The sequence below is a fragment of the Ottowia sp. genome (assembly GCF_047601385.1).
GTDB lineage: Bacteria > Pseudomonadota > Gammaproteobacteria > Burkholderiales > Burkholderiaceae_C > Ottowia.
In genome coordinates, this window is the sequence record NZ_JASGJP010000001.1 from 1,251,472 (window position 1) to 1,271,517 (window position 20,046).

Genomic DNA, 20,046 nt, shown 5'->3' on the forward strand with positions numbered 1-20,046 from the left:
GGTCCGTTCCACAGAACACAGCACGCGGACCGTTTTCGTTTCCTCCACGGATTCATTCCACGCGCCTTCCGGCCATCGTCCGGGCGGGCGCCTACCCAGGCCCGCCGCTTGGCGGCCCCGATTTCGATCTCATGCAGACTGCAAGCGCCCACGAAGTGGGCAAATACCTCGTCACCCCGATGACGAAACTCACCGAGACCGGCCAGTACGCCGTCTCGGTTTCCATCCGCCGCGGCATGCACGACCGGGTGTTCCGGTTCATACCGCTCTTCGACAGCGCCGTGCGCGCCACGGGCTACGCCCTGGCGCAGGGCCGCCGGCTGGTGCTCGACAACCAACTGGCCTGAACCAGGGCCGGCGCCCTGCCGGCCTCTCCCCGACCCCGCCCGCAAGGCGGGCCCTCCGAGGCCACGGGGCCCCGGAGAATCTCAGAAAGAAACTCATGGAAAACAGACTCTACGTCGGCAATCTCTCCTACTCGATGCGCGACGACTCCCTGCAGCAACAGTTCGCGGCCTTCGGCGAAGTCGCCTCGGCCAAGGTCATGATGGACCGCGACTCGGGCCGCTCGAAGGGCTTCGGCTTCGTCGAGATGGGCTCGCCGGCGGAAGCCCAGGCGGCCATCCAGGGCCTCAACGGCAAGCCGGTCGACGGCCGCGCCCTCACCGTCAACGTCGCCCGCCCGATGGAGCCGCGCAGCGGCGGCTACGGCGGCGGCGATCGTCGCGGCGGCGGTGGCGGCGGCTACCGCGGCGGCAACCGCAGCTACTGAGCGCCAGGCGCCGTGCCCCGGAAGCAGCGGCAATAGCCCTGTTTCCGGCGCCGCCACAGCGGCGCGCGAGGGCGCGAGGGCGGCCGCTCCGTAGAATGTCCTCGTGAGCACACCCCTCAACGCCGACCTGCACTGCCACTCCGTCAACTCCGACGGCACGCTGACGCCGACCGAACTGGCCGCCCGCGCGCGCGCCAACGGCGTGGACCTGTGGGCGCTGACCGACCACGACGAAGTGGCCGGCCAGCCCGAGGCCCTGGAGGCCGCGCGCGCCCACGGCCTGCGCTACCTCACGGGCGTGGAGATCTCCGTCACCTTCGCCGACGTCACGGTGCACATCGTCGGCCTGGGCTTCGACCACAACGACCCGCGCATGGCCGGGGGCCTGGCCGACACGCGCGACGGCCGCGGCCCGCGCGCCGTCGAAATGGGCGAACAACTGGCCAAGGCCGGCATCCCCGGCGCCTACGAGGGCGCGCTGAAGTACGTCGGCAACCCGCGCCTGATCGCGCGCCCGCACTTCGCGCGCTTCCTGGTCGAGACCGGCGTGTGCCGCGACACGGCCGAGGTGTTCCGCAAGTACCTCGTCGAAGGCAAGCCCGGCTACGTGCCGCACCGCTGGGCGCGGCTGGGCGACGCGGTGAAGTGGATCACCCAGGGCGGCGGCGTGGCCGTCATCGCGCACCCGGCGCGCTACAAGTTCACCGCCACCGAGGAATACGCGCTGTTCTCCGAGTTCAAGCAGCACGGCGGCCAGGGCGTGGAGGTGGTGACCGGCGCCCATTCGCCGCAGGAGGCGCTGCGCTACGCCGACATGGCGCGCGAATTCGGCCTGGCGGCCTCGCGCGGCAGCGACTTCCACAGCCCCGACGAGAGCCACGTGGATCTGGGCATGCTGCCGCCACTACCGGGCGACCTGACCCCGGTGTGGTCGCTGCTGCAAGCGCGCATTCACTGAAATGGGCCACCCCCAGGCTCCACGCGCTGCGCGCTGTTGCGCCACCCCCCTTGAAGGGGGCGCACCCACTGGCCGGGGAGACCCCGGCCACGGGTGCACTGGCATGGCCTGCTCCGCGGCCTTAGGGCTCTTGGGGATTCATGCGCTGCGGGCGGCGCGCCGTGCTGTGGATCGCTGAGATTTTTAAGAAGAATCGGCCTCCAGCGCTTGTGCAGCAAGCGCCAGCAGCTATCATTTTCATACCATGGCCCAGCGTTTCAGCGTCCACCCCGACAACCCGCAGCCGCGCCTGCTCAAGCAGGCCGCCGCCCTGTTGCAGCAGGGCGGCGTGCTGGCCGTGCCCACCGATTCCAGCTACGCCCTGGTCTGCCAGTTGGACGACAAGGCCGCCGCCGAGGCGCTGCGCCGCATACGGGGCATCGACGAGAAGCACCACCTCTCGCTGCTGTGCCGCGACCTGAGCGAGCTGGCCAGCTACGCGCGCGTGGACAACGCGCAGTACCGGCTGCTCAAGCTCGGCACGCCCGGCCCCTTCACCTTCATCCTGGAGGCCAGCAAGGAGGTGCCGCGCCGCGCCAGCCACCCGCAGCGCAAGACCATCGGCCTGCGCGTGCCCGACCATGCCGCGCTGCTGGCGCTGATCGAGCAGCACGGCGCCCCGCTGCTGGCCACCACGCTGATCCTGCCCGGCGAGACCGACCCGCTGAACGACCCCGAGGCGATCGGCGACCGGCTGGAGCGCCAGGTCGCCGCCGTCATCGACGCCGGTGCCTGCCCGGCCGAGCCCACCACCGTGGTGGACCTGAGCGGCGACGCGCCCGCAGTGCTGCGCCGGGGCCGGGGCGACCCGGCCGCGCTGGGCTTGTGAACGGCGCGACCTGAGACAATCCGCGCCGTGGACATCGCCAACATCATCCAGACCATCGCCATCTACGCCCTGCCGGTGCTGTTCGCCATCACCGTGCACGAGGCGGCGCACGGCTACGTGGCGCGCCACTACGGCGACGGCACCGCCGCCTTCCTGGGGCGCGTGACGCTCAACCCCATCAAGCACATCGACCCCATCGGCACCATCGCGATGCCGCTGTTTCTCTACATCGCCACCGGCGGCAATTTCCTGTTCGGCTACGCCAAGCCGGTGCCGGTGAACTTCGGCAACCTGCGCAACCCCAAGCGCGACATGGTCTGGGTGGCGCTGGCCGGCCCGGCCTCCAACCTGGTGATGGCGCTGGGCTGGGGCGTGCTGCTGTACCTGCTGGCCGGCGCCGGCGTGACCGAGCGCTTCTTCATCGAGATGTGCCGCGCCGGCATGCTGGTCAACGTCATCATGTTCGTGTTCAACCTGTTCCCGCTGCCGCCGCTGGACGGCGGCCGCATCCTGGTCGGCCTGCTGCCGGCCGGCCCGGCCATGGCGCTCAGCCGCATCGAGCCCTGGGGCTTCTTCATCGTCATGGGCCTGGTGGTGGCCGGCGTCATCAGCAACCTGTGGATGCGGCCCCTGATGCAACTCACCTTCGGCCTGCTGGGCATCGTGCTCTCGCCGCTGGAATTCCTCCTGAAATGACCGCTCCCACCCGCGTCCTCACCGGCATCACCACCACCGGCACGCCCCACCTCGGCAACTACGTCGGCTCGATCCGCGCCTCGGTGCGCGCCAGCCGCCGGCCGGGCGTGCAGAGCTTCTACTTCCTGGCCGACTACCACGCGCTCATCAAGTGCGACGAGCCCGCCCGCATCCAGCGCAGCACGCTGGAGATCGCCGCCAGCTGGCTGGCCGCCGGGCTGGACCCCGAGCACGTCACCTTCTACCGCCAGTCCGACATCCCCGAGATCCCCGAACTCACCTGGATGCTGACCTGCGTCACCGGCAAGGGCCTGCTCAACCGCGCCCATGCCTACAAGGCCATGCTCGACAAGAACCAGGCCGCCGGCGCCGAGCCCGACAACGACGTGACCGCCGGCCTGTTCATGTATCCGGTGCTGATGGCCGCCGACATCCTGATGTTCAAGGCCCACCAGGTACCGGTGGGGCGCGACCAGAATCCAGCACATCGAGATGGCGCGCGACATGGCGGCCAGCTTCAACCACCTGTACGGCGAGCACCTGGTGCTGCCCGAGGCACTGATCGACGACAACGTGGCCCTGCTGCCCGGCCTGGACGGCCGCAAGATGAGCAAGAGCTACGACAACACCATCGCCCTGTTCGGCCCGCGCGAGCAGATGCGCAAGCAGATCATGTCGATCGTCACCGACTCGCGCGCCCCGGGCGAGCCCAAGTCCACCGAGGGCTCGGCGCTCTACCAGATCTACCGCGCCTTCGCCGACGACGCCGAGGCCGCCGCCTTCGCCCGCGCCTTTGCCGACGGCATCGCCTGGGGCGACGCCAAGCAGCAGCTGTTCGAGCGCATCGACCGCGAGATCGGCCCCATGCGCGCGCGCTACGAGCACCTGATCGCCCACCCTGAAGAAGTCGAGCACTTGCTGCGGGCCGGCGCAGAGAAGGCGCGCGCGCTGGCCACGCCCTTCATCCGCGAGCTGCGCCACGCCGTCGGCCTGCGCGCCATGACGGCGCAGGCCGCCGCCGCGCCGGCCAAGGCCGCCGGCAAGTCGGCGCTGCCCGTATTCAAGCAGTACCGCGAAACCGACGGGCGCTTCTACTTCAAGCTGACCGACGCCGCCGGCCGCACGCTGCTGCAAAGCCGCGCGTTCGACTCGCCGCGCGAGGCCGGGCAGGCGGTCAAGCGCCTTCAGGCCGAAGGCGCGGGCGCGCTGCAAGCGCTGGCGCCGCAGCTCGACCTGGCGGCCAGCCAACCCGCCGATCACGTCGCCAGCGCACTGACGCAGCTGTTGCAGGCCGCGGCAATGTGAACTTTTAAGCGGCTTGCGGCCGCCCGAGCGCCCCCTCCCGTGAACCATCGTGCTACCAGCAGTCAAAATGGTCGCACAACAAGGGAGAGTATATTTTGGTCATCTACGTGATAGACGACCATCCGCTCATGCGCGAGGCGGTGGTCATGTTGCTGCGGCGAATCCGGCCCGGTTCCGAAGTGGTTGAACTGGGGCAGTTGTCCAGCCTCGACAATGCGGTCGCCGCGCGGGGCGCGCCAGGGCTGTTCTGCCTGGATCTCAAGCTGCCGGACACGGTGGGCATCTCGGGCGTCAAGCTGCTCAAGGGCCAGTACCCCCAGGTGCCGCTGGCCGTGATCTCCGCCACCCTGGCGGCCGACGTCGAGGAGTGGTGCCGCGAAGCCGGTGCCGACGTCTACATCGAGAAGACCGCCAGCGCCGCCGAGATCGGTGCCGCGCTGCGCAACGTGCTGTTGGCCGGCACCCCGGCGGGCGAGGCGCAGGACGACGAGCTCAAGCCCGAAACCAAGCTCTCCAAGCGCCAGAAGCAGCTCATCGTGATGCTCGACGAGGGCCTGTCCAACCGCGACATCGCCGAGCGCCTGGGCATCAGCGAACACACCGTCAAGGTGCACCTGTGGCGCCTGTTCCGCCGGCTCGGCGTCAAGAGCCGCACGCAGACGCTGCACTATGCGCGGATGAACGGGCTGCTGACCCAGTGACTCAGGCTATGCGACCAGCAGCCTGACCAGCGTGCCGCGCCCAGGGCGCGAATACAGCGCCACCGGCCAGCCCGCGCGCGCCGCCAGCCGGCGCACGATGGCCAGGCCCAGCCCCAGGCCGTCCCCGGCCGCGCCGGGAGGGGCACGGTAGAAGTCCTCGAACACGCGCGCCTGCTCGGCCTCGGCGATGCCGACCCCGGTGTCCCACACTTCGAAGCCGATCGCTTCTCCCCGCCGCCGCGCCGCCAGCAGCACGCCCCCGCGTTCGGTATAGCGGATGGCGTTGGACACCAGGTTGCCGAGGATGCGGCGCAGCACGATGGGGTCGGCCGTGACGCTCGTCCGCAGCGAACGAGCGCGCAGGGCCAGCCCCTTCTGCGCGGCCAGCGGCTCGAACTGCGCTTCGAGTTCGCACAACAGTTCGCGCACATCCACCGGCTTGGAACTCAGCGCGCCTTGCCCGGCGTCCAGCCGAGTCAAATTCAGCGCCGCATCAAGCATGACCTCGACGGCCCGCGCCGCCCGCAGCAGCTTCGGCGCCAGCTCGTCCGCCAGCGCGCGGTCGTCGTCCAGCCACTCGGCATAGAGCCGCAGCGCGCTGGCCGGCTGGCGCAGGTCGTGCAGCGCATCGCGCAACTCGCGGCGGCTCTCGCCGGGCATGGCTATTCCAGCGGCGCGCGCGCCTGGCCGCACTGCCCGCGGTCGCGCAGCGCGTGGTCCATCACCACCAGCGCCAGCAGGGCCTCGGCGATCGGCGTCGCGCGGATGCCCACGCAGGGGTCGTGCCGGCCCTTGGTGACCACCTCGACCGGCTCGCCTTCGGTGTTCAGCGACGCGCGCGGCACCAGGATCGAGCTGGTGGGCTTGATGGTGATCGCCGCCTCCAGGTCCTGCCCCGAGCTGATGCCGCCCAGCACGCCGCCGTCGTGGTTGGTGGCGAAGCGCGCGCCGCCGCCCGCGCCCGGTAGCAGCGAATCGCCGTGCATGCTGCCCCGGTGCGCCGCGCTGGCGAAGCCGTCGCCGATCTCCACGCCCTTGACGGCGTTCAGGCCCATCAGCGCGTGGGCGATGTCGGCGTCCAGCCGGCCGTAGATCGGCTCGCCCAGGCCCACCGGCATGCGCTGCGCCGTCACGCGCAGGCGCGCGCCGCAGGAGTCGCCGCTCTTGCGCAGGGCGTTCATGTAGTCCTCGATGGCGGACACGTCGGCCACCGGGGCGAAGAACGGGTTGTCGTGCACGTGCTCCCAGCCCTCGAAGCCGATGGCCAGTTCCCCCACGTGCGTCATGCAGCCGCGGAAGGTGGTGCCGAACTGCTCGCGCAGCCACTTCTTCGCCACCGCGCCGGCGGCCACCGTGGGCGCCGTCAGCCGGGCCGACGAGCGGCCGCCGCCGCGCGGATCGCGGATGCCGAACTTGCGCCAGTAGGTGTAGTCGGCGTGGCCGGGGCGGAAGGTCTGCGCGATCTCGCCGTAGTCCTTGCTGCGCTGGTCGGTGTTGCGGATCAGCAGGCAGATCGGTGTGCCGGTGGTCTTGCCTTCGTAGACGCCCGAGAGGATCTCGACCTGGTCCGCCTCGTTGCGCTGCGTCACGAACTTGCTGGTGCCGGGGCGGCGGCGGTCCAGATCGGGCTGGATGTCGGCCTCGCTCAAAGCCATGCCAGGGGGACAGCCGTCGATCACGCAGCCGATGGCCGGCCCGTGCGATTCGCCGAAATTGGTGACGGCAAACAGTGTGCCGAGGGTGTTGCCGCTCATGCGGCGGATTATCGCAAGCGGTTCAAGGCAGATTGGGCTCGGTGTTCTTCGAGTCCTCTTCCGGCCAGTCGCGGATGTAGGCCTTGAGCATGCGGTTCTCGAAGTTCTGCGCGTCCACCACGGCCTTGGCGACGTCGTAGAAGCTAACCACGCCCTGCAACTGCTGGCGGTCGATCACCGGCAGGTAGCGCGCATGGCGGTCCAGCATCATGCGGCGCACCTCGTCCATCTCGGTTTCCAGCGTGCAGATCAGCGGGCCCGGGTCCATGGCGCGGTAGACCGACACGCCCTCGAACGAGCCGCCGTTCTTCACCGCCGCCTGGATCACCTCGCGGAAGGTCAGGATGCCCACCACGCGCTCGTGCGACATCACCACCAGCGAGCCGATGTCCTTCTCCGACATGAACTGCGCGGCCTGCGCCAGACTGTCCTCTGGGGTGATGGTGTAGAGGGTGTTGCCCTTCAGGCGCAGGATGTCGCGGACTTTCATGGGTGCACTCCGTCGCCCGGCAGGGCGCGTGCGGACGAATATAGCCCACAATAATCCGCTCTTCGCCGCCGCCCCCAGGAGACCCCATGCCCGGCTACGCCGACCCCGGCTTCGACACCCTCGCGCTGCACGCCGGCGCCGCGCCCGACCCCGCCACCGGCGCGCGCGCGGTGCCGATCCACCTCTCGACATCGTTCGTCTTCGAATCCAGCGACCATGCGGTGTCGCTGTTCAACCTGGAGCGCTCGGGCCACGTCTACAGCCGCATCAGCAACCCCACCAACGCCGTGCTGGAGCAGCGCATGGCGGCGCTGGAAGGCGGCATCGGCGCCATCGCCACCGCCAGCGGGCAGGCCGCGCTGCACCTGGCCGTGGCCACGCTGATGGGCGCTGGCGGCCACATCGTCGCCAGCACGGCCCTGTACGGCGGCAGCCAGAACCTGCTGCACTACACGCTGCGGCGCTTCGGCATCGAGACCACGTTCGTCCAGCCGGGCGACCTGGACGGCTGGCGCGCCGCCATCCGGCCCACCACGCGCCTGCTGTTCGGCGAGACGGTGGGCAACCCCGGCCTGGAGGTGCTCGACATCCCCGCCGTGGCGCAGATCGCGCACGAGGCCGGCGTGCCGCTGCTCGTGGATTCGACCTTCACCACGCCCTACCTGCTGAAGCCCTTCGACCACGGGGCCGACCTGGTCTACCACTCGGCCACCAAGTTCCTGTCGGGCCACGGCACGGTGATCGGCGGCGTGCTGGTCGATGGCGGCAGCTTCGACTGGGACCAGGCATCGCAAAGCGCCACCGATGGCAGCGCGGGCAAGTTCGCCGAACTCACCGCGCCTTACGACGGCTTCCACGGCATGGTGTTCAGCGAAGAAAGCACCGTCGGCGCCTTCCTGCTGCGCGCCCGCCGCGAGGGCCTGCGCGACTTCGGCGCCTGCATGAGCCCGCACAGCGCCTGGCTCATCCTGCAAGGCATCGAGACACTGCCGCTGCGCATGGAGCGCCACATCGCCAACACCGAGCAGGTGGTGCGCTTCCTGGCCGAGCACCCATTCGTCGAGCGCGTCGGTCACCCGCTGCTGGAATCGCACCCCAGCCACGCATTGGCCAACCGGCTGCTGAAGCACGGCGCCAAGGGCGCGGGCAGCGTGTTCACCTTCGACCTGAAGGGCACGCGCGCGCAGGGCAAGGCGCTCATCGAAAACCTCAAGCTGTTCAGCCACCTGGCCAACGTGGGCGACTGCCGCAGCCTGGTGATCCACCCGGCCAGCACCACGCACTTCCGCATGAGCGACGAGGCGCTGGCCGGCGCCGGCATCGGGCCCGGCACCATCCGGCTGTCGATCGGGCTAGAAGACCCGGCGGACCTGATCGACGATCTGAAGCGCGCGTTGAAGGCGGCCGAGAAGACCGCATGATCATCCGCCCCTACCGCGATGCCGACGAGGCCGAGGTGATCGCCCTGTGGCGGGCCTGCGGCCTCACGCGGCCCTGGAACGACCCCGCCAAGGACATTGCCCGCAAGCGCACCGTCCAGCCCGAGCTGTTCCTGGTGGGTGAAACCGCGAGCGTGCCGATGGCCAGCGCGATGTTCGGCTTCGACGGCCACCGGGGCTGGGTCAACTACCTGGCGGTGGCGCCCGCGTACCAGCGCCAGGGCGCCGCGCGGCGGCTGATGGCGGAGGGCGAGGCGCGGCTGAAGGCCCTGGGTTGCCCCAAGCTCAACCTGCAGGTGCGCGGCGCCAATACGCAGGCCCTGGCTTTCTATCAACACCTCGGCTACGCCACCGACGACGTGGTGTCGCTGGGCAAGCGGCTCATCGCCGACCAGTGAAAGGACTCGCGCATGTACATCCAGGTCAACGGCGCTCCCGTCTACGCCTATACCGGCGGCAAGCCCTTCGACCCGGCCAAGCCCACGGTGGTGTTCATCCACGGCGTGCTGAACGACCACAGCGTGTGGATCCTGCAAAGCCGCCACCTCGCGCACCACGGCTGGAACGTGCTGGCCATCGACCTGCCGGGGCACGGCAGGAGCGGCGGCCAGCCGCCCGTGAGCGTGGAGGACGCGGCGGACTTCGTGCTGGCGCTGCTGAAGGCGATGGGCATCGACCAGGCCGCGCTGGCGGGCCACAGCTTCGGCTCGCTGATCGCGCTGGAGGCGGCGGCGCGCGCGCCGGCGCACGTGAGCCACCTGGCGCTGGTGGGCGCGGCATTCCCGATGAAGGTCTCGCCCGCGCTGCTGGAGGCTTCGGTCAACGCGCCCGAGAAGGCGATCCACATGGTCAACGTGTTCTCGCACAGCACGCTGTGCCCGCCGCCCTCGGCGCTGGGGCCGGGCACCTGGCTGTACGGCAGCTCGCGGGCGCTGATGCGGCGCGTGCTGGCCAGCAACCCGGATGTGAATGTGTTCCACACCGGCTTCAAGGCGTGCGACAGCTACGCGAACGGCGAGCACGCGATGGCGGCGGTGCACTGCCCCACGCTGTTCCTGATCGGCCGGCACGACCAGATGACGCCGCCCAAGTCGGCCCGGGCGCTGGCGGCGCATGCGCGGCTGGCGCAGGTGGTGGAGGTGAATGCGGGGCACGCGCTGATGACGGAGGCGCCGGATGAGGTGCTGTTTGCGCTGCGGGATTTCTTGAACGGCTGATTGCTTTTATTTTGATAGCTTGTGGCGCTTGGTGGACGGGCACTGGGGGCCGATTTGGCTCTTATTTCTTTAGGGTTTGCTGGATGCGCTGTTGGCCGGGATGTGCGCCCGGCGGCGCACCTACTTTCTTTGCTTCGCCAAAGAAAGTAGGCAAAGAAAGGCGACCCCAAGTCTGCGACCCCTTCGCTGCGCTGCGGGGCAAACCTGCGTCGCGGGGCTTGCGGGGTGCGCCGCAGAACTCACTGCGCGCCTGCGGCGCTCCGTTCAAACAACCGCGGCGAGTCAGTCCACGAAGCGCGTGCATGCTGCGCTGCACGCGCCACCCCGCAAGCCCCGCGCCGCAGGCGCAGCCACAGGGGGTTTGAAGTCCACACGGGCCATCGCTGCGCTCGGCCCCCAAGGCGCGGGCGCTGCGCGCCGCGTGTGCGAGGCCGAGCGCAGCGATGGCCCGTATGGGTTCCCCTTCCCCTCTGGACGTGCCGAGAAGCGCAGTGGCCGGGGTGCGCGCGTGCACCGCAGGATGCACGCGCTTCGTGCTCTGACTCGCCGCGGTTGTCTGAACGGAGCGCGTAGCGCGAAGTGAGTTCTGCGGCGGCACCCCGGCCGCGAGCATCGCAGGTTGCCCGCAGCGAAGCGGAGGGACACGGCAAGTGGGGTCGCCTTTCTTTGGTTCCTTTCTTTGGCGAGACAAAGAAAGGAACTGCGCCGCCGGGCGCACATCCCGGCCAGCAGCGCATCCAACCCCTCTCAAATTTGATAGCTGCCCGCGCTCTCTGGACGGGCGCCAGAGGCCGATTCGGCTTGAATCTCCCCGTCGGCAGGCACCAGCAGGTCAGCCACCGTCATCCCCTTCAGCCGCTCGTTCGCCCACCACCCCGCCAGCGCCGGATCGGGCCTGAGCAGCAGCTTCTCCACCAGCGGCCGCAGCGGCTGCCGCGCGGGCTGGAACAGCAGCACGTGGCGCGGCTCCTCGTTCTCGTGGCGGGTGGACAGCTCGCCCACCCAGTCCAGCTCGCGCAGCGCGCCGATCACGGGCGACAGTTGCAGCGTGTCCACGCGCAGCCGCGCCGCCAGCTGCGGCAGCGTCAGCCCGCGCCCGGGCTTGCCCTGCACGCGCGCCAGCGCCCGCAGCACCTCGGCGGCCAGCTGAAAGTCCCAGCCGGGGCCGCCGCCGCGCCGCGCCACGCCCGACAGCAGGCTGGGCAGGTAGGCCGCGATAACGGCGCCGAACAGCACGATCAGCCACGACAGGTACATCCACAGCAGCAAAATCGGCACCGTGGCGAAGGCGCCGTAGATCAGCGAATAGCTCGGCACGCGCGACAGGTACACGCCCATGCCCCACTTGGTCAGCGCCAGCCCCAGCGCCACGAACAGGCCGCCGGCCAGCGCGTGCTTCCACTTCACCGGCGTGTTGGGCACGAAGCGGTACAGCAGCGTCATCCCCAGCGCCATCAGCAGGAACTGCCCGCTGCCCAGCAGAAAGTTGACGCCGTCGCCGACGTCCGGCAACCAGCCGCGCGAGGCCGTCAGCACGTAGGAGGTGATCGCCAGGCTGCCGCCCAGCACCAGCGGCCCCAGCGTCAGCACCGCCCAGTACATCAGCACGCGCTGGCCCAGTGGGCGCTGGATGCCCACGCGCCAGATGGCGTTCAGCGTGTGGTCGATGGTCAGCACCAGCGAGATGGCGGTGAAGAACAGCGCCGCGAAGCCCACCACGCCCAGCTCGCTGGCCTGGGTGGCGAACAGGGTCAGGTAGTCCATCACCGGGCCGGCGATGCTGGCGGGGATCAGGCTGTCGGTCAGCCAGCGCTCCAGCGCGCCGCGGAAGCGCCCGAACAGCGGGAACGCCGTGAACACCGCCAGCACCACGGCGAAGAACGGCACCAGCGCCAGCACGCTGGTGAAGGTGAGCGCGCTGGCCGTCACGCCCAGCCGGTCCTGCTGGAAGCGCTGCCACAGCGTGGCCGCCGTCGGCAGCACCGGGAAGTCGGTGACGTCGCCGATGAAGTTCTTCAGCCGCGCCTGCAATTGCGTCAGGTTCATGCTCGGTATGATGCCAGCCCCCATGCCCGACGCCCCCGCGCCCGCCACGCCCACGCCCGCCGTGCGGGCCACGCGCGCCGTCGCGGCGGCGAGTCTGCTGGCGCTGGCGGCGCTGTGCCTGGCGTGGGAGCTGTGGCTGGCGCCGCTGCGGCCGGGCGGCTCGTGGCTGGCGCTCAAAGCGCTGCCGCTGCTGCCGGCGCTGCCCGGGCTGCTGCGCTACCGCATGCTCAGCTACCGCCGCGTGGCGCTGTTCGTGTGGCTGTACTTCGTCGAGGGCGCGGTGCGGGCGTTCGGCGACCGCGGGCTATCATCGTCGCTCGCCCTGGCCGAGGTGCTGCTGGTGCTGCTGCTGTTCACCGCCTGCGCCGCCCACGTGCGGCTGCGCCAGCAGCATGCGAAACGCGCGGGCACCTCTGAGGCTTGAAGCGTTTTCGGCCTCCAGCGCCCGCCAGTCAATCGCCAGCAGCTCTCTTTAACGTAGCAACCGACATGACCCTGCCGCTCTCCCAGTTGCCCGCCGCGCTGCGCCGCATCGTCGGCGACGCCCACGTGCTGACCGAGGGCGACCTCACCGGCTACGAGCAGGACTGGCGCCGCCGCGAGCGCGGCCGCGCGCTGGCCGTGGTGCGCCCCGCCAGTACCGGCGAGGTGGCCGCCGTGGTGCGTGCCTGCGCGGCGCACGGCGCCGCCATCGTGCCGCAGGGCGGCAACACCGGGCTGGCGGTGGGCGGCGTGCCCGACGGCAGCGGCACGCAGGTGCTGCTGAGCCTGCGGCGCATGGACCGCGTGCGCGCCCTCGACGGCGCCAACCTCACCGTCACCGCCGAGGCCGGCTGCATCCTGCAAAACCTGCAAGCCGCCGCGCAGGAGGCGGGCTTTCTGTTCCCCCTGAGCCTGGCGGCCGAGGGCAGCTGCACCATCGGCGGCAATCTGGCCACCAACGCCGGCGGCACGCAGGTGCTGCGCTACGGCAACGCGCGCGAGCTGTGCCTGGGCGTGGAAGTCGTCACGCCGCAGGGCGAGGTGTGGAACGGCCTGACCGGCCTGCGCAAGGACAACACCGGCTACGACCTGCGCGACCTGTTCATCGGCAGCGAGGGCACGCTGGGCATCATCACCGCCGCGGCGATGAAGCTCTATCCCCTGCCGGCCGCCAAGCTCACGGCCTGGGCCGCCGTGCCCTCGATGCAGGCCGCCGTCGATCTGCTGGGCTTGGCGCACCGGCACCTGGGCGCGGGGCTGACGGGCTTCGAGGTGATGGGCCAGTTCGCGCTGAGCCTGGTGGACAAGCACTACCCGCAACTGCGCGTGCCATTTCTGCACGACCCCGCCGCCGCGCCGGGCCGCCCCAAGCAAGGCGGAGCCCCCACGGGGGGCAGCGAACCACGCACAGCGGGGAGCGTGGGGGCACCGTTTTTCGTGCTGCTGGAGAACTCCGACCACGAGAGCGAGGCGCACGCGCGCGCGCAGTTCGAGCGCCTGCTGGAAGCCGCGCTGGAAGCCGGCTGCGTGAGCGACGCCGTGGTGGCCGAGAGCCTGGCGCAGGCCAAGGGCCTGTGGCACATCCGCGAAAGCATTCCGCTGGCGCAGGCCGAGGAGGGGCTGAACATCAAGCACGACATCAGCGTGCCGGTGTCGCGCATCCCCGCCTTCGTGGCCGAGACCGACGCGCTGCTGGCGCGCGAAGTGCCCGGCGTGCGGCTGGTGGACTTCGGCCACCTGGGCGACGGCAACCTGCACTACAACGTGCAGGCGCCCGAGGGCGCCGATGGCCAGGCTTTCCTGCGCGAGCAGGAGGACCGCATCAACACCCTGGTGTTCGACGCCGTGGCGCGGCACGCGGGCTCGATCAGCGCCGAGCATGGCATCGGCAGCCTGAAGGCCGCCAAGCTGCCGCACTACAAGTCGCCCGTGGCGCTGGAGCTGATGCGCGCCATCAAGCGCGCGGTGGACCCGCAGGGCATCATGAATCCGGAGCGGGTGCTGGCCTGAGCGCGCTCAGGAATTCTTAGCCTTTCAGGTCTCCAACGCCCGCCAGTCAAGCGCTGGCAGCTATCAAATCAGGAGATATCGGCGGCGGAGTCCGGTAGCTCGCGGATCATGTACAGCGCCCCATCGCCATAGCTGCCCAGCCCCACCGGCGCCTTGGCGGGCTCGAAGCCCTGGCGGCGCCAGAACGCTGCCGCACCCTGCACCGACACCAGCGCCGCGCGGCGCACGCCGCGTGCCTGGGCCGCGCGCCAGGTGGCGGCCAGCAGCGCCTGCGCCAACCCGCGCCCGGCGTGCGTGGGCAGCACGGCCATGTCGTGCAGGTACAGCGTGTCGGCGTGCGGGTGCGGCGTGAACCCGCCGTGCAGCGGCGTCGCCGCGCCGCGCACCGACCAGCAGGCGGCCAGGTAGGCCAGCAGCGCGCCGCCGCCGTCGGGCACGCCCAGGCTGCAATGCGCCGGGCTGGCCAGGCGGCGGGCGTAGAGCGCCTCGCTCTCCCGCAGCGCGGGGGCGTAGCAGGCGGCCTGCACGCGCGCCACGGCAGGCGCGTCGGCAGGTGTCAAAGCGATGATCGGCGGCTGCATGGCACGCCGCGCTTTTTCATCGCCGGGCCGCCCCAAGATGAAAAGGCCCCTCGGGGGGCAACGGACCACGCGCAGCGGGGGAGCGTGGGGGGACATTTTTCATCGCCGGGCCGCCCCAAGATGAAAAGGCCCCTCGGGGGGCAGCGGACCTCGCGCAGCGGGGGAGCGTGGGGGCCAATTTTTCAGCGCGCCGCGCGGCCCGGCGTGTAGGGCTTGGCGCGCGGGGCGGCCGGGCGGGCCGGAGCGCGCGGCGACACCAGGCGGTCGGCCGCGGGGCGCGCGGCCCCACGGGCATCGCTGCCACCACGCGCGCGGCGGTCGGGGTTGAACTCGGGCTTGAAGCCGCCGCCGACCTGCCGCGGGCCGCGCGATTCAGCGCCGCGCCGGCCCGGCTTGCCAGGGCCGCCGCGCGCAGGCTTGCGCGCCGAACGCTCCTCGGTGATGGGCGGGAAGAACTTGGTCGGCTCCAGGCCGGCCACCGTCAGCGGCGCGAAGGGCTGGCGCGTATAGGCCTCGATGGCGGCCAGGCGCTTGCGGTCGCGGAACTCGGCCACCGTCACCGCCAGGCCGTCGCGGCCGGCGCGGCCGGTGCGGCCGATGCGGTGGGTGTAGTCCTCGGCCTTCATCGGCAGGCCGTAGTTGATGACGTGGGTGATGCTGGGCACGTCGATGCCGCGCGCGGCCACGTCGGTGGCCACCAGGATCTGCACCTTGCCGTCGCGCAGCGCCTTCAGGCGGCGGTTGCGCAGCGCCTGGCTCAGGGCGCCGTGCAGCGCGATGGCGGCGAAGCCGGCCTGCTGCAAGTCCTCGGCCAGCTGGTCGCACTCGATCTGCGTGCAGGCGAAGACGATGGCCTGGCCGATGCTCGGGTCGCGCAGCCAGTAGTCGAGCAGCGCGCGGCGGTGCTCGGGGCCGTCGGCCCAGTACAGCTCCTGGCGGATGTTGGCGTGGCTCTGCTGCGGCGAGGCAACCTGCACCTTCTGCACGCGGGCGCCGCCGTCGTGCATCACGCGCATGGCGAGCTGCTGGATGGGCGCGGCGAAGGTGGCGCTGAACATCATGGTCTGCTGGCGGCGCGCGGTGAGCTGGTGGATCTCGGCCAGCGCGTCGGCGAAGCCCAGGTCGAGCATGCGGTCGGCCTCGTCCACCACCAGGAAGCGCACCTGGTCGAGCACGATCTGCCCGCCCTGCTGCAAGTCGAGCAGGCGGCCGGGCGTGGCGACCACCAGCGCGGCGTTCTGCAGCTGAAGGATCTGCTGCTGGTAAGGCATGCCGCCCACCACGGTGCCGATGCGCAGGCCGCGGCAGTGCTTGACCAGGTCGATGGCGTCGCGCGCCACCTGCTGCGCCAGCTCGCGCGTGGGACACAGCACCAGCGCGCCGGGCACGGCGGGCTTGAAGCGGCGCGGGCTCATGGGGTTGAAGCGGCGCGGCTTCTTGGGCGCGGGCTCGCCCCTGGCCAGCGCCTCGGCCACCTTGGCGTCCCACTCGGCTTTTTCGCGCGCGTCGGCTTCGCGCTGCATGTCCAGCAGGGTGTGCAGCACGGGCAGCAGGAAGGCGGCGGTCTTGCCGCTGCCGGTCTGGCTGCTGACCATCAGGTCGTTGGCGCCCTCGGGGTGCGACGCGAGCGCCAGCGGAATGGCCTGCTGCTGCACGTCGGTGGGGGCGCTGAAGCCCAGGTCGGCGACGGCGGCCAGCAGCTCGGGGGCCAGGCCCAGGGCCTGGAAGGGGTTGGAGGTTGCTACGGTTTCAGTAGCTTCCAGCGCTTGACTGGCGGGCGCCAGGGCGTGATTTTCCTCGAAAGAGGCCATGATGACTTTCACTTTCTCGCACGCCGGGCCGCGCGCAGCAAGGCGCGGCGACGGACAGTGTCGAATGGCGCGCGCGGAGGCGCTCCGGGTTCATGAATAGACACCCACCATCCGACAACGCGGGGCACGCGGCGCACAGGGCGCCCGGCTCCCGGATACAGCGAACGCCGCCTCGGAAAAGAGAAAGCTGCTGAAAGAAAGGGCCGCCTGAATCAGGCAGCCGCTTGCGAGAAGGAAGATGCGGTCCGTTGACTTGCCCCTGGCACCAAGAGGCGCCGAAGGCAAGCCCGCGATTATCGCATCGATCGCGGAATGGCGCACGGCCGGCCCCTGCGCGGCGGGCATTGCGGCGCCTGCGCTATCCTCGCCCGCATCAGGAGACCCCCATGCCCCAGCTCAACGAAACACACGACCCCGGCCTGACCAGCTGGGTCGCCTCCGCCAACGGCGGCCAGAGCGACTTCCCCGTCCAGAACCTGCCCTTCGCCGTGTTCCGCCGCAAGGGCAGCCAGCAGGCCTGGCGCGGCGGCGTCGCCATCGGCGACCAGATCGTGGACATGGCCGCCGCCGTGCAGGCCGGTGTGTTCACCGGCGATGCGGCCGAGCCGGCCCGCGAGGCGGCCCAGCCGACGCTCAACGATCTGATGGGCATGAGCCCCCAGCGCCTGTCCAGCCTGCGCAAGGCGCTATCGAAAGCATTGCAGACCGGCTCCGCCAGCCAAGCCGCGCTGCAAGCCTGCCTGGTGCCGCAGGCCGAGGCCGAATACACCCTGCCCTGCCGCATCGGCGACTACACCGACTTCTACACCTCGGTCCACCACGCCACCAACATCGGCAAGCAGTTCCGCCCCGACAACCCGCTGCTGCCCAACTACAAGTGGGTGCCGATCGGCTACCACGGGCGCTCGTCCAGCATCGGCGTCTCCGGCCAGGCGTTCAAGCGGCCCCGGGGCCAGGTCAAGCCGCCCGACGCCGAGCAGCCCGTGCTGCGCCCCTCGGCCAGGATGGACATCGAGCTGGAGCTGGGCGTGTTCGTCGGCCAGGCCAACGCGCTGGGCGATTGCGTGCCCATCGACCAGGCCGAGTCGCACATCTTCGGCCTGGTGCTGTTCAACGACTGGTCGGCGCGCGACATCCAGCCGTGGGAATACCAGCCGCTGGGACCGTTCCTGGCGAAGAACTTCGCCTCCACCATCTCGCCCTGGATCGTGACGATGGAAGCGCTGGCGCCGTTCCGCGCCCCCTTCGCCCACCCCGAGGGCGACCCGCAGCCGCTGCCCTACCTGAGCAGCGCCGCCAACAGCGCCGAGGGCGGGCTGGACATCCAGCTGGAGGCGCTGATCGAGACGCCGAAGCTGCGCGCCGCCAAGGCGCCGCCCGCGCGCATGACGCTGACCAACTACCGCCACGCCTACTGGACGGCGGCGCAGATGGTCGCGCACCACACGGTGAACGGCTGCAACCTGCAACCGGGCGACCTGCTGGGCACGGGCACGCTGTCCGGCCCCACGCTGGATTCGGCGTGCGCGCTGATCGAGCTGACCACCGGGGGCAAGAATCCGCTTCAACTGCCCAATGGGGAGCAGCGCACCTGGCTGGAGGATGGGGATAGCGTGATCCTGCGCGGCTGGTGCGAGAAGCCTGGTGCGGCGCGCATCGGCTTCGGGGAGTGCGTGGGCACCGTGTTGCCGGCGGGGTGATTGCTTTTGATTTGATAGCTGGTGGCGCTGACCTGACGGGCGCTAGAGGCCGATTTTCTTGAAATTGATCGGCTTGTGTTGGGAGCGCTGTTGGCCGGGATGTGCGCCCGGCGGCGCACCTACTTTTCTTTGCTTCGCCAAAGAAAAGTAGGCAAAAGAAAGGCGACCCCACTGGCCGTGTCCCCTACGCTTCGCTACGGGGCAACCTGCGATGCTCGCGGCCGGGGTGCCGCCGCAGAACTCACTTCGCGCTACGCGCTCCGTTCAGACAACCGCGGCGAGTCAGAGCACGAAGCGCGTGCATCCTGCGGTGCACGCGCGCACCCCGACCACTGCGCTTCTCGGCACGTCCAGAGGGGAAGGGGAACCCATACGGGCCATCGCTGCGCTCGGCCTCGCACACGCGGCGCGCAGCGCCCGCGCCTCGTGGGCCGAGCGCAGCGATGGCCCGTGTGGACTTCAAACCCCCTGTGGCTGCGCCTGCGGCGCGGGGCTTGCGGGGTGGCGCGTGCAGCGCAGCATGCACGCGCTTCGTGAACTGACTCGCCGCGGTTGTTTGAGCGGAGCGCGCAGCGCGCAGTGAGTTCTGCGGCGCACCCCGCAAGCCCCGCGACGCAGGTCTGCCCCGTAGCGCAGCGAAGGGGTCGCAGACTTGGGGTCGCCTTTCTTTGCCTACTTTCTTTGGCGAAGCAAAGAAAGTAGGTCGCCCGCCGGGGCGAACTCCCGGCCTCCGACGTCCAATCAACCAGCAGCGGGAAACTATCAAAAATAGTTGCCATCCTCGGCTATCCATGGTGATAGCGGTATTCCTGCGTCCTCCCCCCATAGCCATACGCCGCCGCCCGAACATCCTCCACGTGGATATAGCTTTCCTCATGCAGATTGCCCAGCAGCCGCTCGAACCGCTCAAAGGCCTCCCGGATGTACTGCGCCTTCTCCGCCTTGGTGTTGGTCTCGTCCGTGATCTTGATGTCGAAATAGAAGCTGCTCTTTCCCTGGGCGGACAGCGGCGAGCCGCCCACGATCCACTGCTCGGGCGGCACGTAGTCGATGGCGATGGCGGTCACCTCCGGCTGCTTCTTCAGGATGCGGGTGGTCAGCTCGATGAGCATCTCCGCGATCCGATGGGTCAGCTCCCGCGAAGCGGGCGCGGCGACTTTCACGTTGAGGATGGGCACGGCGGTTCTCCTATGGTTAGCTATGCAATCAATTAAGCAAAAAAAAGCGCTCAATTCAGGGCTGAGCGCACGCCACGAACATCCTTGACCAGGGCTTCGAAGACCGGCTCGCCCAGCAACCGCTTCAGCCTGCGGGTGACCTTGCCGCTCGCCTCGTTCAGGGCGGCTCCGATCGCCAGCGCATCCGCCGTCGGGTACACCGCCACCTGGCGCGTGTCCTGCTCGGCCGCCTGCCGGGTAACCAACTCTTTGGCCGCCAGCCCGTCCAGCGCCCTGGTCGCCGTCGGGCGCGAGATGGCCAATTCATCCGCAAGCTCCGACGGCAGGATGCCGGGCCTTTGCAGCACCGCCCGCAGCACGAAGCCCTGCGGCGGCGCCAGCCCGAACGGACGGAAAGCCTCGGCCCACTCCCGCTCCAGCCTTCGCGCCAGCGCCGAGGTGTTGAAGTACAGGCAGTGATCGAACATGGAGCATCATAGGGCGATTTGATTAGCATTGCAATCATATACCCTGAAGAGGGCTCGCGCTAAGCTCGCCC

Annotated in this window: 20 protein-coding genes and 1 pseudogene; 13 read left to right on the forward strand and 8 right to left on the reverse strand. The window is 70.1% G+C overall.

Annotation, left to right across the window (positions count from 1 at the left end; genetic code table 11):
- Positions 1-131 precede the first annotated feature (131 nt).
- The 7 genes and pseudogenes from QM772_RS06035 to QM772_RS06065 all read left to right on the forward strand — a co-directional run bounded on the left by QM772_RS06035 (position 132) and on the right by QM772_RS06065 (position 5,300).
- Positions 132-347 carry a hypothetical protein gene (locus QM772_RS06035; protein ID WP_415134547.1) on the forward strand — a complete coding sequence of 72 codons (216 nt, stop codon included), beginning with the start codon at positions 132-134 and terminating at the stop codon, positions 345-347.
- Between the two features lie 95 nt (positions 348-442).
- Entirely contained in the window at positions 443-772 is a 330-nt protein-coding gene (locus QM772_RS06040; protein ID WP_415134549.1) for an RNA recognition motif domain-containing protein, read from the forward strand.
- A 103-nt stretch (positions 773-875) separates the two neighbouring features.
- Entirely contained in the window at positions 876-1,730 is an 855-nt protein-coding gene (locus QM772_RS06045; RefSeq protein WP_415134551.1) for a 3',5'-nucleoside bisphosphate phosphatase, read from the forward strand.
- 244 nt (positions 1,731-1,974) lie between these two features.
- Positions 1,975-2,598, forward strand: coding sequence for an L-threonylcarbamoyladenylate synthase (locus tag QM772_RS06050; protein ID WP_415134553.1), 624 nt, complete (start codon positions 1,975-1,977; stop codon positions 2,596-2,598).
- Positions 2,599-2,625: 27 nt separating this feature from the next.
- Entirely contained in the window at positions 2,626-3,294 is a 669-nt protein-coding gene (locus QM772_RS06055) for a site-2 protease family protein (RefSeq protein ID WP_415134555.1), read from the forward strand.
- Positions 3,291-4,599 (forward strand): annotated as a pseudogene (locus tag QM772_RS06060) (tryptophan--tRNA ligase). The gene QM772_RS06055 and the pseudogene QM772_RS06060 overlap by 4 nt, the downstream one beginning before the upstream one ends.
- Before the next feature lie 95 nt (positions 4,600-4,694).
- Positions 4,695-5,300, forward strand: coding sequence for a LuxR C-terminal-related transcriptional regulator (locus tag QM772_RS06065; RefSeq protein WP_415134557.1), 606 nt, complete (start codon positions 4,695-4,697; stop codon positions 5,298-5,300).
- Positions 5,301-5,306: 6 nt separating this feature from the next.
- On the opposite strand, the gene QM772_RS06070 is transcribed toward QM772_RS06065, so the two are convergent.
- The 3 genes from QM772_RS06070 to QM772_RS06080 are packed head-to-tail and all read right to left on the reverse strand — an operon-like array spanning position 5,307 to position 7,544.
- Positions 5,307-5,960 (reverse strand): sensor histidine kinase, encoded by a 654-nt coding sequence (locus QM772_RS06070; RefSeq protein ID WP_415134559.1) that lies wholly within the window; start codon positions 5,958-5,960, stop codon positions 5,307-5,309.
- Positions 5,961-5,962: 2 nt separating this feature from the next.
- Entirely contained in the window at positions 5,963-7,054 is a 1,092-nt protein-coding gene (aroC, locus tag QM772_RS06075; protein ID WP_415134561.1) for a chorismate synthase, read from the reverse strand.
- 22 nt (positions 7,055-7,076) lie between these two features.
- Positions 7,077-7,544: a CBS domain-containing protein gene (locus tag QM772_RS06080; protein ID WP_415134563.1), complete on the reverse strand. Its 468-nt coding sequence runs from the start codon at positions 7,542-7,544 to the stop codon at positions 7,077-7,079.
- Between the two features lie 86 nt (positions 7,545-7,630).
- Between QM772_RS06080 and QM772_RS06085 the strand changes: the two genes are divergently transcribed.
- Genes QM772_RS06085 through QM772_RS06095 form a run of 3 tightly spaced genes read left to right on the forward strand, consistent with a single transcriptional unit; the run spans position 7,631 to position 10,200 of the window.
- Positions 7,631-8,965 (forward strand): O-acetylhomoserine aminocarboxypropyltransferase, encoded by a 1,335-nt coding sequence (locus QM772_RS06085; protein WP_415134565.1) that lies wholly within the window; start codon positions 7,631-7,633, stop codon positions 8,963-8,965.
- Positions 8,962-9,381: a GNAT family acetyltransferase gene (locus QM772_RS06090; RefSeq protein WP_415134567.1), complete on the forward strand. Its 420-nt coding sequence runs from the start codon at positions 8,962-8,964 to the stop codon at positions 9,379-9,381. Before QM772_RS06085 ends, QM772_RS06090 begins: the two co-directional genes overlap by 4 nt.
- Positions 9,382-9,393: 12 nt before the next feature.
- Complete coding sequence (locus tag QM772_RS06095) at positions 9,394-10,200, forward strand: alpha/beta fold hydrolase (protein WP_415134569.1); 807 nt, start codon at positions 9,394-9,396, stop codon at positions 10,198-10,200.
- Positions 10,201-10,947: 747 nt separating this feature from the next.
- On the opposite strand, the gene QM772_RS06100 is transcribed toward QM772_RS06095, so the two are convergent.
- Positions 10,948-12,246: a YihY family inner membrane protein gene (locus tag QM772_RS06100; RefSeq protein WP_415134571.1), complete on the reverse strand. Its 1,299-nt coding sequence runs from the start codon at positions 12,244-12,246 to the stop codon at positions 10,948-10,950.
- A 22-nt stretch (positions 12,247-12,268) separates the two neighbouring features.
- Here QM772_RS06100 and QM772_RS06105 point away from each other — a divergent pair, with 22 nt between their 5' ends.
- On the forward strand, positions 12,269-12,670 hold the full coding sequence (locus tag QM772_RS06105) for a DUF2069 domain-containing protein (RefSeq protein WP_415134573.1): 402 nt from the start codon (positions 12,269-12,271) through the stop codon (positions 12,668-12,670).
- A gap of 65 nt (positions 12,671-12,735) precedes the next feature.
- Positions 12,736-14,238 (forward strand): FAD-binding oxidoreductase, encoded by a 1,503-nt coding sequence (locus tag QM772_RS06110; protein ID WP_415134575.1) that lies wholly within the window; start codon positions 12,736-12,738, stop codon positions 14,236-14,238.
- 68 nt (positions 14,239-14,306) lie between these two features.
- Here QM772_RS06110 and QM772_RS06115 read toward each other — a convergent pair whose 3' ends face one another.
- Positions 14,307-14,819 carry a GNAT family N-acetyltransferase gene (locus tag QM772_RS06115; protein ID WP_415134577.1) on the reverse strand — a complete coding sequence of 171 codons (513 nt, stop codon included), beginning with the start codon at positions 14,817-14,819 and terminating at the stop codon, positions 14,307-14,309.
- Positions 14,820-15,001: 182 nt separating this feature from the next.
- On the reverse strand, positions 15,002-16,630 hold the full coding sequence (locus tag QM772_RS06120; protein ID WP_415134579.1) for a DEAD/DEAH box helicase: 1,629 nt from the start codon (positions 16,628-16,630) through the stop codon (positions 15,002-15,004).
- Between the two features lie 386 nt (positions 16,631-17,016).
- Between QM772_RS06120 and fahA the strand changes: the two genes are divergently transcribed.
- Entirely contained in the window at positions 17,017-18,330 is a 1,314-nt protein-coding gene (gene fahA, locus QM772_RS06125) for a fumarylacetoacetase (protein WP_415134581.1), read from the forward strand.
- A gap of 785 nt (positions 18,331-19,115) precedes the next feature.
- Here the strand turns inward: fahA and QM772_RS06130 are convergent.
- Together QM772_RS06130 and QM772_RS06135 are read right to left on the reverse strand one after the other, a co-directional pair.
- Positions 19,116-19,508 carry a tautomerase family protein gene (locus QM772_RS06130; RefSeq protein WP_415134583.1) on the reverse strand — a complete coding sequence of 131 codons (393 nt, stop codon included), beginning with the start codon at positions 19,506-19,508 and terminating at the stop codon, positions 19,116-19,118.
- A gap of 50 nt (positions 19,509-19,558) precedes the next feature.
- Positions 19,559-19,975, reverse strand: a complete 417-nt coding sequence (locus QM772_RS06135) for a MarR family winged helix-turn-helix transcriptional regulator (RefSeq protein ID WP_415134585.1) — start codon at positions 19,973-19,975, stop codon at positions 19,559-19,561.
- Positions 19,976-20,046: the final 71 nt, after the last annotated feature.